The organism is Paraeggerthella sp. LCP19S3_G8 (assembly GCF_052119225.1).
Lineage (GTDB): Bacteria > Actinomycetota > Coriobacteriia > Coriobacteriales > Eggerthellaceae > Paraeggerthella > Paraeggerthella hominis.
In genome coordinates this window covers 56,215-70,839 of the sequence record NZ_JBQKFQ010000004.1, presented here as the reverse complement: position 1 = coordinate 70,839, position 14,625 = coordinate 56,215, and the positions used below count along the sequence as shown (strand labels likewise).

Genomic DNA, 14,625 nt, shown 5'->3' with positions numbered 1-14,625 from the left:
TGCTGTTTTTCTGGTTGGGAGATAAGGAGAGGGTCATGGCTATTAGCACTGAGATCGTGGGCAAGGAGTTCGGGCCGTTCGTGCGAGAGTACACGTTCAAGGATCTGGAGATTTGCGCGCTCGGCTGCAACGCGGGATTCGACGGCAAGACCGATCTTGAGTACGTGAACGAACATGACGCGGAAAACCCGCAGCTCAAGGTGCTCCCCATTTTCGGCGTGCCGTTGACGGTGCACGAGGAAATGACGCGCACGCTTGACTACGGTTACAACTACGATGGCTCGCTGCATTACGGGTTTGAGATCAAGCTGCATGCTCCCTTCCCGATGGGCGACCGCATCGAGACGTTCGTGACGCAAGACGCGCTGTACGACCGCGGCGAGGGCCGCGGGTGCCTGTCGAAGCAGACGGGGCGTTCCTTCGCCTCCGACGGGACGCTGTTGTGCGAAACCGAGACATGGGACGTGTGCATCTACGACGGTGGATGGGGCGGGCCCAAGCCGCCGAAGGACATCGTCGAGATGCCTGATCGTGCGCCCGATGCGGTGGTCGAGGAGACGATGCCGCTCAACATGCCGCTCATCTATCGTCTTATGGGCGATTGGCATCAGCAGCACATCGACTTCGCCTATACCGAGCAGACCGGCCTTGCGCGTCCGATCGCGCACGGCGTGAGTTTGGGCGGCTTCTCCATGCGCCACATCATCAGCTCGTTTTTCCCGGGCGAGCCTGAGCGCATGAAGCGATTCAAGACGAGGATCACTTCGCCGGTGCTTCCGGGCACCGCGCTTCAAACTCGCATGTGGAAGGTGGGGGAGAAGGAGATTCGCTTCCAGTTGGTGGATGCGGACGTGGACGAGACGGGCGCGAAGCCGCATTTGAACTTCGGTATTTGCACCTGGGAGTAGCAGGTTCAACCGGGCGGGGTCGATCCTTGGGCTGAGGGTGCCTGAAAGACCGTCGCTTCGCTCCAAGGATATTTCAGGCGCCCTCAGCCCAAGGATCGCCTCCTGCGATTGACGCGGGCGGAGCTGGTTTTAGCATGTGAGGAGACGAGAGCATGGATGATGTGAAGCAGATCACGCAGGTGACGAGCCCGACAATGGGCGAGGCGATGGACGGTGCCAAGCAGATTGGCGAGGGCATGGTGGGCAAGGTGAAGAAGTCCGCCAAGAAGACCATGGACGACGTTGCCATGACCCCGTTTCTGCGCAAGATCACGTTTTTCTCGAGCGGCGGCTCGTTTTTGGACGGGTACGTGCTTTCTCTGATCGGCGTGGCGCTTACGCAGATCACGCCGCTGTTCAACCTGACGGGCGCCTGGAGCGCCGCTATCGGCGCGTCGGTTCTGCTGGGCATCTTCGTGGGCACGATTCTCGGCGGTTACCTGACCGACCGCATTGGGCGCAAGAAGATGTTCATCGTCGACATCGTGGCTATCGGTCTGTTCTCTATCTTGAGCGTGTTCTGCGCCGACCCGTTCCAGCTGGTTTTGGCGCGCTTTTTCATCGGCGTGTTCGTGGGCGCGGACTATCCTATTGCCACGTCGCTCATTGCCGAGTTCACCCCCAAGCAGCATCGATCCATTTCGATGGGCATGGTGTCGGCTGCGTGGTATCTGGGCGCTACCGTTGCGGCGTTCGTGGGCTACTTCCTGTACAGCGTTCCCAACGGATGGCAGTGGATGCTCGGGTCGGCGGTGGTTCCCTGCATCATTTTGCTGATCGGCCGTCACGACATTCCCGAATCGCCCATGTGGCTGGCGCAGAAAGGGCGCACCGCCGAGGCCGACGAGGTCATGCGTCGCGTCTTCGGCGAGGGCGTGGAGCTTGAGCTTGAGGAGCCGGGCGAGAAGACCAGCCTGCGCAAGGTGTTCGCGGGCGGCTATGCCAAGCGCATCGTGTTTCTGGGCATCTTGACGCTGTGTCAGGTGGTGCCTATGTACGCCATCTACACGTTCGGTCCCGAGATCATGACGGCGTTCGGCCTGGGCGAGGGGCACGAGGCCATCTTGGGCGAGAGTGTGGTCAGCTTGTTCTTCTTGATCGGGTCTATTCCGGCGATGTTCTGGCTGAACTCGATGGGTCGCCGCCCGCTGCTCATTCGTTCGCTGGCGCTTATGGCCGTGGGCTTGGTTATCCTGGGCCTGTTCCCCGATGCTCCCGTGTACGTGATCATCGTGGCGTTCGGTTTGTACGCATTCTTCAGCGGCGGGCCGGGCATTTTGCAGTGGCTCTATCCCAACGAGCTGTTCCCGACCGAAGTGCGCGCGTCGGCGGTGGGCGTGGCTATCGGTATCTCGCGTATCGGCACCATCATCGCCACGTACGGTACGCCGCTGTTCTTGGCTGCATACGGCATAGGACCCACCATGCTTGTTGCGGCGGGGCTCGTGATCCTGGGATTGGTGCTGTCGGTGCTCATGGCGCCCGAGACCAAGGGTAAGTCGCTTCTGGAGACGAGTTCGCTGGACTAGCGAGGCGCCGTGCTGCATCGGCATTCGGCACTAGGCGGTATCCGGTTAAAAAACAACCCTGCATTTGGGTTGGGCACGGTGGTATAGTCGAGGGAGTTCCATGACGGCTGCCGACGAGGGAGGGTGCCGCCCTTGTCGGGCGCGACCTTCTGGATTCAGGAGCGAGCATGTTGGAAAATCCCAAAACCATAGACGAGCTTGTCGGCTTGCTTGATTCGTTGGGGGTGGAAACCCGCGGGCGTTCGGAGGAGCAGCTTTCCGGGGAGGGCTACTATGCGGCCCTGCCGCGCCAAGGGTACAGCTCCCGCTGCGAGATGTCGCTTCCCGATGGTCTTTCGGGCAAGCGCGTGCTGGATCTTTTGTGCCGCAGCGGCAAGGGCGCTTACAAAATTGCCGATCTGGTAGGGCCGGACGGGTTCGTTTTGGGAATCGATCCCGACGAGGATCGCATTGAACACGCACGAGAGCAAGCGGCTCGCAACCATCCTCAAGGTGACGATTGGAGACGAACCCTTGCGTTCGCGCAGGGGTGTCCCGAGGATCTGCGGGCCGCCGGCGTCAAGGATGCGACGTTCGACGTGGTGGTCGTGAACAGCGCGCTCAACCTGGTGCGCGATCTGCCGTCTGCGCTGCGCGAGATCGCGCGCGTGCTCGTATCGGGGGGATTTCTGTACCACGCGGGCGTGTTCGCCGAGTCTCCTTTGTCGAAAGATCCGATGAGCCGGCTTGCTGCGCGCGGCAACGTGTTCGGTGCAGCACGCAGCAAGCGCACGTTCGAGCGCGCCGTCCGGGAGGCGGGTTTCTCGACGTGCGTGTTCGCCCCAGGCGATGGTGTGGCGCCGAGCGGCTTCGAGGTTGTCCCCGAGCTGGTCAACCGCAGGTTCCAAACGTCTGTCGTCCGCGCGAGCGTTTAAGGGGCTGCGGGCGGCGTCGGAGGCAGACGACTTGCTTGCTGCACGATTCTTACTGCAATGTTGCGCTCGAAGGGCATGCAGAGCGACGATCTTCGGTGCGACTGTGCGTTTCACCTGGTCGCGGATGCTCATTGCCGACGAACGGGTTTCAATATGCGCCCGAGCGCAACATTGGGAACAGAATCGTGCATTCGGGCGTGGTTGACGCGCCGGGCGCCTAGGATTTCATTCCTATCAAGACGCATTCGGGGACAGGACCGCCTTCGACCAGATTGGCGCTGATCACATGGAAGCCGCAGTTTTGGACGAAGGAAGCCAGTTCTTCGGACGTCCATTCGTGGAACGTCTTGAAGCCGACCGCCTCCATCAATCGCAGCCTTGCAGGGGATGCTACCCGGTCGTGGACGAACGTCGGGGCCAGCAGGAAACCGCCCGGTTTCAGAACGCGATGCGCCTCGCGCAGTGCGAGTTCGGGTGCGGGCATGACGTGCAGCGCATTGGCGACGACCACGGCGCCGAAGGACGCTTCGCGATAAGGAAGGCTCGTGGCGTCTTGCACGGAGAAAGAGACGCGGCTTTCAGGCGATCGCGTGCGAGCCTTTTCGATCATGGCCTCAGAGAAATCGGTAGCCTCCCAAGAGCGGACTCTCCCTGCAAGCGCGAAGGTCAGCTGCCCGGTTCCACAGGCCAGTTCAAGCACGTCGATGTCCCTTTCCAGCCAGTTTCTCAATTCTCGGCACAGCTGAGGGTAAGGCCCGTTGCGCCTTTCGACAAGGGGCGCGTACAGAGGCGCGACCTTGTCCCAGAACTTCTTGTTCGGTTCGCTGTTCGACATAAAGCAGCTCCTGGTTAGGCGGGGAAGGGGGGTGCTTGCGACTTGTGCTTCGCGCGGCCTTCGAGCCGTGTTTCAATTAGAAATTAGCTATATCTAACTTTGGATGCTACCGCTCGCGATGCTCTTTGTCAAACCGACGGGCCAATCTGGGCGGTCGGGTGGAAAACGGCAGACGGGACGGCGAAGGGCCGCATGAACCCTGCGCTAGCGCATTCGCTTGCCGCGCATGGCGCTTGGGGCTATGCCGGTATGGCGCCTGAACGCCTCGGTGAACGCCGCCGGCTTTCTGTAACCGACCTTTGCGGCAATATCGGCTACGGGCATGTTGGTGGTCCGTAAGAGTTCGGCAGCTTCTTCCATGCGCGCTTCGGTAACGAAAGCGTTGGGGGACGCTCCGAAGTAGCTTTTGAACGTTGCCTTGAACTTCGTTTGGCCCATGCATGCGCGATGGGCCAGAACGTTGCAGGTAAGGTTCGCGCTCAGGTTGTTTCTAATGAAGCTACCGACGTTGTCAAGCGATCTCCGGTCGTCGAGCGGCGGCAAAGCGCCTTCTCGTCCGGCATCCTCTTCTTCGATCTCGCTTGCTCGTTTGATGATGAGCGCCAGCGCTTCGGCTACGGCCCCTTCGTAAAACAAGTCAGCTGCCATGCCGGCGCCTCGATAGCGTTTGATCTGCTTGAAGAGGGCGATGAGCTCCGGGCAGTCCGGTCTTCCGTCGACGAGCAGGAAAGCCTTGCGCATGTCGGGTATATTGCCGAACCGTTCATGCAGGTAGGTTCTGTAATAGTCCGGCGATACGGTGATCGACGTGGCCTGCACGGTCGAGCCAGGAAGAAAGCGCGCCACGTACTCGTTTCCTTCGCTCGCGATGTAGGTGGAGACCGTTCCGGGCCTCGGCGTGGCAGTGCGGGCTTTTGCGATCAAGCCGGCTTTGTCGTAGTAGCTAACTGAAAGGTGCTCGGTATGGCGAAAGCGCATGATGCCTTGGCTTTTGAACTCGATTCGAAAAGCACTGACGGCGAAGAAGTTGTCTCGAGAATAGACCCAGTATTCGCCCGAGCCTTCTTCGTTGTCCATCCGGTACGAGCATCCGGCTTGCGCATAGGAGCGCTCCGACGCGACCGGCGTCATGTTCCATTGCTGAAACGCCTTGTCGTACAGGTCGCTTTTTATATCGAGCATGCTCGCGTTCCCTTTCCTTCGATTGCCGGTGCCCTCTGTCGTCATTGCGAAAAAATCAAACAGCCGAAAGAACGCAAGGCTCCCGCTCCTTCGCGCACGGGCAAAGGCGTCGAAACGACGCAGCCTTATCTGGTCGCCTTAATGCCGAAATCGGCCGGTTGTTGCTTGAGCCGCGTTTCCTTATGAACTCATCGACTATTGTAGCAAAAGTTAGCTAAAGCTAACCATAACCGATTGATAAGCCGTTGGCTTGAAAGGAGCGCTCGTTATGTCGCAAGCGGTATACGATCGAGGGGAAGACGCCTCGTCTTCTCAGTCCTCGAAACGAGGCGGGGGCTGGACTACCCATGACGTTTTAACCTTTGTCGTTTTCAACATCATCATTGTTGTTGTTACTATGGCGGCGAAGATGGTGGAGGACATGCTGCTATCGCCTCAGAATACTTTCTTCGTTGGGTCATGGCTGTTTCCGCTGCTCGCAACACCTTTTTACCTGGTTATGGCCGATCGTATAGGAAAACGCGGAGTGTTGAGCGCCTCGATCATCGTCTTCGGCATTTTCTACGCTATCATGGGCGGCTTGTATTGCATTCCCGTGGCTATCGTCGGCGCGATCGTGGGCGAATTGCTTATGTGGGGGAAGGATTCGTATCATAAGGTGAAACGCGTTGTGCTGGGCTACTACGTGTACTGGGTTGCATTCGCCTTCTACGGAATAGTTCCGTATCTGCTGTTCAAAGAAGCTTACATGCAGCAGTTGGGCGCGTACTACAGCGCCTCTGACATCGCTGCGATGGTGGCTCAATATACCGAGCTGCCATGGATTGTTCTTATGCTGGCCATGTTCGCTGCCGGTACGTTCGCGGGTGGTTTTATTGGCGGCAAGTTCTTGAAAAAGCATGTCCGCAAAGCGAAGATCGCGTAAGGGTTTCGCTATGGAGACGCCATTGGAAAACTGTACGGAGCCGTTTTCTCCTCCTTCCGCAGTGCGGCAGCGTATCGAGCCTGTTGCGGCTGGAAATGGGTCTGCGCACAAGGCGGCTTTCTTGCATGCCGATATGAAGGAGGGCGTTCTTGGGCTGGATCCCCGTACGCATCTGCTTGTCATCCTGGCTGCGGGCATGGCGGCTTTGGCTATTGTGGGGCTGCCCGAACTCGTCGGTCTCCAGATCCTCTGCGCGGCCTACCTTGCGGCGAACGGCAGGGCGAGGCTGGCTGCGAGGATGTGCGTAAGCTTCGCGGTGATCTGCGGTCTCAGCTTCGTTCCGCTGCCCGGGCTTTACGGCGTGCTGTTCGTAAGCCTCATGCACATGATGCCGCCGATGTCGGCGGGAAGCGCGCTTTTCACCCTCTCGCCGTCGGCTATCATGTGCGCCTTGCGCAGGTGGCGCATGCCGAACCGCGCGTTGATCGGCGTATGCATGGTGTTTCGATTCGCCTCGATCCTTCCGTTCGAGTTCTCGTCCATAGTTCGCGGCCTTCGCATGCGAGGCGTGTTCCCTCGGGTTGTCGATGCGTTTTCCCATCTGGGGCTTGTGTACGAGTGCTTGTACACACCGCTTGTAATGCGCTGCTTGCGTTTGTCCTCCGAGCTTGCCGCATCGTCCGAATTAAGGGGGATTGACGTGCAGACAGGGCGTTCGTCGATATACCACGTGGGGTTCGCCGCGCGCGATGTCGTTGTTGTTGCAATCTTCGCATGCGCATGCGCCCTCTTGTACGGAACGGGGTTTTACGTATGAGCGGGATGCCATGCCGGCGGACGGCTTCGGTGTTGCTGGAGAGCGCATCGTTTCGCTATGTCGATCAGTCCGAGGCCGCCGACGGGGCGGCGTGCGATGTGCGTCACGGTGTAGCGGGGAGTTTCGTAGACGATATCTCGTTCGAGATCAAACCGGGCGCCTGCACGGTTCTATGCGGACGTTCGGGGGATGGGAAATCGACTGTCTTACGCATGATCGATGGGCTTGCAGGTACGTTTTTCCCGGGATGCCTTGAAGGGGTGGTTTGCGTTTGCGGAACCGATGTGCGAAAAGTGACCTCCTACGATAGGGCTTCGGGCATGGGCGTTGTGCTGCAGGACCCGCGGAGCCAGTTTTTCATGGGATTGGTTGGGGACGAGATCGCCTTCTCGTCCGAGAACTTGGGCGTCGATCCGGACGAAACCATCAGCAGGATCAACCGCGCTGCCGCATGGTGCGGTATCGACGCGCTTCTTGGAGAGCGGCTGTCCGAGTTGTCGAGCGGCCAGAAGCAGCGCGTCGCCCTTGCGGCTGCCATAGCATGCAATCCCAAGGTGCTGATTTTGGATGAGCCGACGTCGAACCTGGACGCGCAGGGAACGGACGACCTCGAGAGTATCTTGATGCGTTTGAAGCAGGCGGGTGTTGCCATCGTGATTTCGGAGCATCGTCTGCATCGCATGCTGCCCGTAGCTGACGAGTTCGTTTGCCTGAAAGATGGCAGGATCGCGGCTCGATGGGATGCGCGGGCTTTCGCTGCTCTTTCGACGAGGGAAGCTGCTCGCTTTGGGCTCAGGCATCCTTCCATGGTCGCCGGGACTTTCTATGGACAGGAAAAAGCGGCGCGCAGGTTTTCCGCGAAAGCGAGCGAGCGTGCGGGCGAGGATTGGATCGTCGAAGATGTTTCGTATTTGTATCCATCTACCAAGCGCGGCATTGCATGCGTGAATGCCGTGTTCGCAAGCGGCAAGGTTACGGTTGTCGAAGGAGGGAACGGCGCGGGAAAAACAACGCTAGCAAAAGTGCTGTGCGGCGCCGCGAAGCAGCAGCGGGGATGCGTGGTGCGCGGCGGAAAGCCGCTGCCTCGTCGGCAAAGGAGGCGGATGAGCTATTTCGTCATGCAAGACGCTGACTATCAATTGTATGCGGGAAGCGTGGCTGACGAAGTAGTGCTCGGCCGAAAAGTCGACGACGATTTGAAGGCGCGCGCGTGGGAGGCGCTTGATACGTTCGACCTGATCGATGTGGCGAATCGTCATCCAGCGAGTCTTTCGGGAGGCCAAAAGCAGCGCGTTACCCTTGCTGCGGCGTATTGCTCCGACGCGGAGCTCGTCGTGCTCGACGAGCCGACAAGCGGGCTTGACGGGCGCGGCGTGGCTGAGGTTTCCCTGTGGTGCAAGGAGCTGGCGCGGTCCGGCAAGACGGTGGTCGTCATCACTCACGATAGCCTGCTTGCCCGCTTGGCTGGCGATGCGGTTGTGAGCCTTGGGGAGTAGGGGCGTGGTGGGTGCTGGCTGTTGACGACTCGTTGGCAAGATGATGAGGCCATCGACAGCCAGCATTGACGTTGTGAGTGGGCGATACCCCACCGGGCTTTGCCCAGTCTAAGTGTAAAGTGCGGCAGCTCCGATAACGGGTATCGCCTAGCCTGATTCTACAGCGCAGAAATTTTCGGGAAAGACTTGATTCAGAGGTTTTTATGCGACGTTTTGTAAAACTTCGAAAAGATCTTAGCTTCACTATGAAGTACGGTGTTCTAGAACGGTGTCCGAGCTTCTTCGAAGAAAGGAATAAGAATTGCTCGAATACCCGTACTTTTCTGTTCTAGACGATGGGGGGCGATTTGAATTCGTTTCTTTAGATACGTTTATAAACTTATTGAATGCAAGAATATAAATTGAGTCGCGGGGCTACCGTCTTGCGCAATTTCTCATTTGTAATGGATGCAAAAGGGGCTTGAGCTGGAATTATTGTTTCTATTAAGGTTTTACGAGAGTAGTGAAAAAGCATGCCTTGAGGCTTGCTGCGCAGGGAAGAGCCATTATCCTGGTTGATGCAAGCGATCTTAAAAATATGGAGGACGGTCTGTCTCTGGAAGAATACATATTATTAGATAAAGTAGAAGCGCTGATCAAAAAAACGGAAGATGGCTTCAGGCATTTATGCTAAGTGCCACCAATTGAGCCATTCGAAATAATGAAAAGAAGAGAGATGACAGGACGAGAGTATCGTAAGCCTATTTCTAAGCATCCTCCTCGTTATTGCGATAGCAGCGAGCGACGAATCATGATTGCGCCCTTCTCTCGCAAGATTACGGGCAAATGGGATGAAGAGTATGTTGTTGCCCGGATCATTGCGAATATGAACATTGTTGGGAGATGGCTTTCCTGCATTATGCCGAATCTTTATTTCGAATCGGGCTTGCGTTCTGGTCTTATGGTGACGATGTCTGCTCCTTCGCAAAGCATTGACCCCACTATGTCTTTTCCTGGCGATGTAGATATCCTTGCAATTCCATACGACGAAAACGACCTCGTTCTTTCTGAAACGATCGCTATAGAAATTAAAGTCTTGAGGGGAGACGGGCAGCGTCCTGGAAAATCGCCTAATAAATTCGGATATTCTCAGGCTGCGTCATTGTTAAACCATGGTTTTCCTCATGTTGCGGTCGGGCATGTGATTGTCACGGACGATCCTTTAAACAATCCCAATAGAAGCATGTTTGTGGCATCTGTAGGAAAAGGCGGTTTCATCACGTCTTGTGAAACTGTAAAGCTTGATATGTTCGAAAACGATCTTGCAAAACGTGACTTCGGGAGATTGGCGTGCAACCGCAGTAACGAGCAAATTGGCTATTTTGTCATGAATTATGATGGCGAGAGGATCTTTGAGCCAATGGGGCATTCGTGCATCCGCAATCAGAAATACTGCGAAAGGCTAGCCGACTGCGTGTACCGATACTACAAAGAGAACTACGAGCTGTTCTTTGAAATCCCGCGTTACTCCGACTCCGAAATCAAACTATGGGAAAAGCGAATCGAGGAAAATCCTGCAATAGAAACTCCTTGGGGCGTTTATCGGAAACTGTTTCGAGGCGAAAGAATACAAGAGGTCGATACCTTGCTTGCAATGATTGATGGACGGAATCGCATTGGATATCTTTGCCGCACGAAAGGTCAGGACTTTTTTCTTTGCGACATGAGTTAATTCCTCTTGCATGCTGTGTGGCTTTCGTCGCCACGAGTGTTTTTTAAAGCTACTTCAATCTACGCCTGAACTACGATGATCTCATCAGGGATGAAAACACAGTCTCCGTTGGGTAGTCGTGGGCGTGCGCAATGCGCATCAGCAACCTGCTTCCTTGGTCGTCCTTTCTCTGCAGGGCTTGTTTACTTAAAGGAGGAACAACCTGCAGATCGGCGTGTCGTCTACCCTGACCCTCTATCACGACGGCCGGTTTTGGGCGGGGATCGTCGAATGGATTAAGGACGGCAGGCTCCAAGCCGCCCGAATCGTATTCGGGACGGAGCGTCGGAGGGCGAGATCCTGCGATTTGTGGCGAGTGAATGGGAGGCGCTGTCGTTCTTCGGTGACGAAAGGTCTGACGAGCCGAAATTAGCGAAGAGTCCGAAGCGTCGCCAACGCGAGGCGTCTAAGGCGCTTGGCAATCCCGCTGTGAGCACGAAGGTGCAAGCGGAAGCAAGCTCGATTCGATCAGCGTTCTGAGAAGTGGAAGAGAAAAAGCGCGGACATTGGCGGGTGGGTCATGCGCCCGGTCGTGATCGTCGCGGTTGATTGTGCGTCTGAACCCGCCCAGTGGTGCGGGCATTCACTTCAGGCTCGGAGCCGCGTTTGCATAGAAGGGGCGACCTGCCGATTTTGAATCGACAGGTCGCTTCATTCGCTTGGATACCTACGGTTATTTTGAGGGACCTATTCTCACTCCGTTTTCGCAGTCTCTCCATGCGCATCACTTCGCCATCCGCAGTTACGCCGATCCGAACCATTGCGTAATCACCCCTATGATTGCCGCAGCCGAATCATAGGGGTGATACGGATTTCGCGCGTTTGCTCCCTGTTTGCACGTAGGAATTTGATAAACACTTTTGTGAGGAAAGCGAATTGCAGAGGTGTTTTTCCCGTAATGCTTTTCGCAACCCTTTTTAGGTCGTTCTATTCCGGCAACTTGAATGTTACCTCGCCAGAATCGAAGAAGACCTCGATTGGCTCGTTATGGAGTGCATTGAGGCCATCAACAGAGTCGATAAACGGTGTAATGCGCGTATCGCCCGTTTCCTTCATTTTGGCAAGGGACTCGGCGATTCGGGTGTAGCGATAATCCCCAATCTTGGAGCTAACGTCGATAAGGGCTTCATCGACTGGACCGTCCTTTAGAACGGGTATCGACCCGATAACGCTGCCGATTGCATTGCTTGCAACGGAGACGCCGCCAAGCAGCATCGATTCCACGGTTGTGGCCGACTTTTCTATCAGACCATCAAAGCATTCGGTATAAAGCTCTCGGTACTGCAACGAATATCGCTGCAATTTGTCACGTACGCTTTGCAGGTAGCCTTCTTCGAAGTTCTCCAGAAGCATGACTTCAAGGAACCATGCATGGGCAAATTCGTAGAGCGCGAGTTGGTATTGGTCAAATTCTGCATTCAGAGCCTCAAGCTTTGAATTTACGGAAATATCACCATGTATCAGCGAGCCGTCTTCTTGCGCTTTCGAAATCCTGCCACGCCTGAATACAATCGCCTGTTCTGCGTCCTTCTTAATTTGCTGGACCAAGTGCAGTTTGGCTTCCTTGAACTTCTCGTTATTCCAATTGTGCTGATAGGCATCGGTTATCTCGTTTAAGGCATTAATATTGCCAATATGCTTTGCCTTCTCGTTATCCTCTATGAAATCAAGAATGGCCTGTTGTGTCTCTTTGATGTCATCGAGTTTTCTATCCATGTTGACAACTGCTGCAGCAATAAAGAGCGTCATGGGGTCAATGGGCACAACCGCCATGCTCGTCATGCTGAATCCTGAATCAACAGGAACGAAAGCGCCTTGGGTTAATCCGTTTGCCCCAGTGGTTGCTGAGAGAAACCCTGCTCCGTCTCCGCGGGCGAACGGTGCAGCTCCGATACTCGGCGCGCTCCAGCGATACAAGGTTTCTCCGCCAGCAATCGAACCGTTTGATTGGACGGCTATCTGGCGGAACGAATCCGAAAGAGAAGCAAAGCCTGCACCAAGCGCGGCAAGCTCAGTCAACGGAAGTTTTACAACTCCCTTCGACGTTTGCCTGCATATTAATTCGTCATTCGACCCCGAGTCCTTTTCAGATAACTTCTGCAGTGCCTTGTTAGTTTCAGCGTGGTAAGTTGAAAGCTCTTGAGCCCTTCGCTTTTCATCTTCTTCCTGGGCATTCTTTATAGCGTCGGTAATACCATCAGCGGCAGACGCAGCAGCGCCACCGATTGCCTTAACAGCCCCTGAAGCCGTTTCGCCAACCGCATTCGCTGCTTCTTGAATTTTGCCTGATGTCGTATCGGCGACCTCGCCGGCAATTTTTGCAGCACTCTGAACTGCTTCTGCTGCCTTCGAGAAATGATTAAACCCCATAATGTTCCCCTCCCATAGCTTTTCTATCTATACGCTCGCTCGCTCTTATAATGCCCTGCGATGCTTGTTATTCATTATATTGCTGATATGCATGACGGACTGCTCATTAGCGCCTTTGATGTGGATGACCAGCGCCCTAGGAATAAGCACGAAGCTGTTTGCATGCTTCTAAAGTCCAATAACGCAAGTATTTGGTGAAAAACACAAATTTGACCCCGATACCTGCACGCTCATCTTCAGCAATGGTTCACTTAGGGATAAGGCTGATAAAGTGTTAAGTGACGTCCTGGCCATAGCCCGTAGGATCGGACAGGACGTGCTCGAAGAAGACGAGGTGAGCGTGTAGCCATGGGAGTACCGCGCGAAGTGGTGCGGCGGGTATAAGCGGAGAGAATTACTTCGGTTGCGGGAAGTAGATACCTTTTGCAAACTCCTGGCTGCTGTCCAAAAGCGCAGTGATCTCATCCGCAATGGTTGTGTCTTCGTCGATCTTTTTTCTGTAATGGTTCGCCATGATGATTGCGGTATATGGTCCAGCTGGATCGTATTTGACGTGGCGAGGGCGAAGCTTCTTCTGGACGGGGCATTGGATGTCGAGCCTGTGATGCCATATCTGAGCATGGTGGCAGCACATATTACGAAGAACGGACAGCGAATGCACTACGCTGCCGAAGGGATCCCACTGCAACGATAATGACGCGGCAACTGCTTTGACCGAATCACGGTCAGCGAAATATTCGATCATGTTTGAAATATGGCCGAACGATACAACTTCCACAGCGGCCCAGATGGGAACCTTCCTGTAACGGCTGATCCTGCTTTCTAGGTCATCGCCATTAAATTCCTCATCGGCGAAGTGGGCTATAGAAGCAGCCTTTGTCCGGGAGAGGTCGCTCACAAGGCTCTTAACTATGTTTTCCCGCTTGTCGTTTAGGCTGAGATACGAAGATTCGCCAAGATAGAACGCTTTGTTCCCATGCGTACGACCGAGTTCGTGGGCAAGCGCAGCTCTTATGCCTATTTCGATTACGGTAAGTTGCTGGAACAGCAGCTTACGAAGCTGACTATCTAGCTCCATGATTTTCCGTATGTCGGCAAAGCTTGCGCCTTCGACGAATGCGTTGTCCCCGTATTCTGGATTACGCTGGAATTGGCGCGCATAGCCAGTAAAGCGATAGTAGTTCGTTGCTTTGAGAAATTTAGCGAGTTCGTCTGTATCCTCGCATTCGATTTTACGGTCGTAAACAAGCAAGCTAACAAGTTCATCTATGGTTTTGAATGGCTTATCCTGGGACATGGCGAGCCTTCCGCGGATACAAGGAGGCCCACCGCATTTCAGGACGCTAAGCGTAGCCTTGGGTGGGCGCTGATTTACTTAGTTTAAGTTTGTACAACCCATGGGTCAAGTAAAAGTTTGCCGAGTGTAGTGAAAGGGGGCGCGGCCAAGGTGGAGGATTGCGTTTACTCGCTCAACGTACAGAGATTTACTTCATTGACGAAGCTCATCGCGACCATAAGCGAGGTGGAGCGTATTTTAACCAGCATGATGACGTCGGATCGCGAGACAGTTAAGGTTGCTCTTGCTGGCACGCCTCATGTCGAGCAGAAGGGCGGTAGCAACACTAAGGAAGCGTCCAGGGTTGCATGCACATATCTCTCTTGCTGACTAAGCCTTTGTCTCGATTGCACCCTCGCTGCTTCAAGCGGATCGCGGCCCGAGTCGCAAGAGGCTCGGTTCCACTAGCGGCGATGATTAATTCGGCTTCCTGAGGGCAGCGAAGGCTTGCTTCGTTCTGGTCACGATTCGCGAATTTGTAATATCCTGCAGCTTCAACTGCTGCTACTTCGTAATAGTCTTCA

The 14,625-nt window shown here is 55.3% G+C and carries 14 protein-coding genes; 10 read left to right on the top strand and 4 right to left on the bottom strand.

From position 1 onward, the window contains the following. The first annotated feature begins 35 nt into the window (after positions 1-35). The 3 genes from ACTQZK_RS05695 (at position 36) to ACTQZK_RS05685 (ending at position 3,390) form a co-directional block, all read left to right on the top strand. Complete coding sequence (locus ACTQZK_RS05695) at positions 36-908, top strand: MaoC/PaaZ C-terminal domain-containing protein (protein WP_216528459.1); 873 nt, start codon at positions 36-38, stop codon at positions 906-908. A 152-nt stretch (positions 909-1,060) separates the two neighbouring features. Beyond that, positions 1,061-2,476: an MFS transporter gene (locus ACTQZK_RS05690; protein WP_114566027.1), complete on the top strand. Its 1,416-nt coding sequence runs from the start codon at positions 1,061-1,063 to the stop codon at positions 2,474-2,476. Between the two features lie 167 nt (positions 2,477-2,643). Further along, positions 2,644-3,390: a class I SAM-dependent methyltransferase gene (locus ACTQZK_RS05685; RefSeq protein WP_216528460.1), complete on the top strand. Its 747-nt coding sequence runs from the start codon at positions 2,644-2,646 to the stop codon at positions 3,388-3,390. 217 nt (positions 3,391-3,607) lie between these two features. Here ACTQZK_RS05685 and ACTQZK_RS05680 read toward each other — a convergent pair whose 3' ends face one another. Both ACTQZK_RS05680 and ACTQZK_RS05675 read right to left on the bottom strand, forming a co-directional pair. After that, positions 3,608-4,225 carry a class I SAM-dependent methyltransferase gene (locus ACTQZK_RS05680; protein WP_114566029.1) on the bottom strand — a complete coding sequence of 206 codons (618 nt, stop codon included), beginning with the start codon at positions 4,223-4,225 and terminating at the stop codon, positions 3,608-3,610. Between the two features lie 204 nt (positions 4,226-4,429). After that, positions 4,430-5,407, bottom strand: coding sequence for a helix-turn-helix domain-containing protein (locus tag ACTQZK_RS05675; RefSeq protein WP_216528462.1), 978 nt, complete (start codon positions 5,405-5,407; stop codon positions 4,430-4,432). Between the two features lie 268 nt (positions 5,408-5,675). On the opposite strand from ACTQZK_RS05675, the gene ACTQZK_RS05670 reads away from it, so the two are divergent. The 7 genes from ACTQZK_RS05670 to ACTQZK_RS05640 all read left to right on the top strand — a co-directional run bounded on the left by ACTQZK_RS05670 (position 5,676) and on the right by ACTQZK_RS05640 (position 10,875). Next, a complete protein-coding gene (locus ACTQZK_RS05670; RefSeq protein WP_225749111.1) occupies positions 5,676-6,332 on the top strand; it encodes an MptD family putative ECF transporter S component in 657 nt (218 codons plus the stop codon). A gap of 10 nt (positions 6,333-6,342) precedes the next feature. Continuing rightward, positions 6,343-7,149: an energy-coupling factor transporter transmembrane component T family protein gene (locus ACTQZK_RS05665; RefSeq protein WP_441898814.1), complete on the top strand. Its 807-nt coding sequence runs from the start codon at positions 6,343-6,345 to the stop codon at positions 7,147-7,149. Next, complete coding sequence (locus tag ACTQZK_RS05660; protein WP_441898813.1) at positions 7,146-8,645, top strand: ABC transporter ATP-binding protein; 1,500 nt, start codon at positions 7,146-7,148, stop codon at positions 8,643-8,645. Before ACTQZK_RS05665 ends, ACTQZK_RS05660 begins: the two co-directional genes overlap by 4 nt. A gap of 502 nt (positions 8,646-9,147) precedes the next feature. Beyond that, a complete protein-coding gene (locus ACTQZK_RS05655; protein ID WP_441898811.1) occupies positions 9,148-9,318 on the top strand; it encodes a hypothetical protein in 171 nt (56 codons plus the stop codon). 42 nt (positions 9,319-9,360) lie between these two features. Further along, entirely contained in the window at positions 9,361-10,356 is a 996-nt protein-coding gene (locus ACTQZK_RS05650) for a hypothetical protein (protein WP_225749115.1), read from the top strand. A 214-nt stretch (positions 10,357-10,570) separates the two neighbouring features. Continuing rightward, positions 10,571-10,768, top strand: a complete 198-nt coding sequence (locus tag ACTQZK_RS05645; RefSeq protein ID WP_441898809.1) for a DUF2992 family protein — start codon at positions 10,571-10,573, stop codon at positions 10,766-10,768. Continuing rightward, a complete protein-coding gene (locus ACTQZK_RS05640) occupies positions 10,693-10,875 on the top strand; it encodes a hypothetical protein (protein WP_441899035.1) in 183 nt (60 codons plus the stop codon). The genes ACTQZK_RS05645 and ACTQZK_RS05640 overlap by 76 nt, the downstream gene beginning before the upstream one ends. A gap of 447 nt (positions 10,876-11,322) precedes the next feature. Here the strand turns inward: ACTQZK_RS05640 and ACTQZK_RS05635 are convergent, their stop codons facing one another. Continuing rightward, positions 11,323-12,765 carry a hypothetical protein gene (locus ACTQZK_RS05635; RefSeq protein WP_441898807.1) on the bottom strand — a complete coding sequence of 481 codons (1,443 nt, stop codon included), beginning with the start codon at positions 12,763-12,765 and terminating at the stop codon, positions 11,323-11,325. Between the two features lie 394 nt (positions 12,766-13,159). Continuing rightward, a complete protein-coding gene (locus tag ACTQZK_RS05630) occupies positions 13,160-14,062 on the bottom strand; it encodes an Abi family protein (protein ID WP_441898806.1) in 903 nt (300 codons plus the stop codon). Positions 14,063-14,625: the final 563 nt, after the last annotated feature.

Bases quoted from the DNA above. Each gene is read 5' to 3' on its own strand.
- ACTQZK_RS05695 (WP_216528459.1), top strand. From the start codon at position 36: ATGGCTATTAGCACTGAGATCGTGGGCAAGGAGTTCGGGCCGTTCGTG.
- ACTQZK_RS05690 (WP_114566027.1), top strand. From the start codon at position 1,061: ATGGATGATGTGAAGCAGATCACGCAGGTGACGAGCCCGACAATGGGC.
- ACTQZK_RS05685 (WP_216528460.1), top strand. From the start codon at position 2,644: ATGTTGGAAAATCCCAAAACCATAGACGAGCTTGTCGGCTTGCTTGAT.
- ACTQZK_RS05680 (WP_114566029.1), bottom strand. From the start codon at position 4,225: ATGTCGAACAGCGAACCGAACAAGAAGTTCTGGGACAAGGTCGCGCCT.
- ACTQZK_RS05675 (WP_216528462.1), bottom strand. From the start codon at position 5,407: ATGCTCGATATAAAAAGCGACCTGTACGACAAGGCGTTTCAGCAATGG.
- ACTQZK_RS05670 (WP_225749111.1), top strand. From the start codon at position 5,676: ATGTCGCAAGCGGTATACGATCGAGGGGAAGACGCCTCGTCTTCTCAG.
- ACTQZK_RS05665 (WP_441898814.1), top strand. From the start codon at position 6,343: ATGGAGACGCCATTGGAAAACTGTACGGAGCCGTTTTCTCCTCCTTCC.
- ACTQZK_RS05660 (WP_441898813.1), top strand. From the start codon at position 7,146: ATGAGCGGGATGCCATGCCGGCGGACGGCTTCGGTGTTGCTGGAGAGC.
- ACTQZK_RS05650 (WP_225749115.1), top strand. From the start codon at position 9,361: ATGACAGGACGAGAGTATCGTAAGCCTATTTCTAAGCATCCTCCTCGT.
- ACTQZK_RS05635 (WP_441898807.1), bottom strand. From the start codon at position 12,765: ATGGGGTTTAATCATTTCTCGAAGGCAGCAGAAGCAGTTCAGAGTGCT.
- ACTQZK_RS05630 (WP_441898806.1), bottom strand. From the start codon at position 14,062: ATGTCCCAGGATAAGCCATTCAAAACCATAGATGAACTTGTTAGCTTG.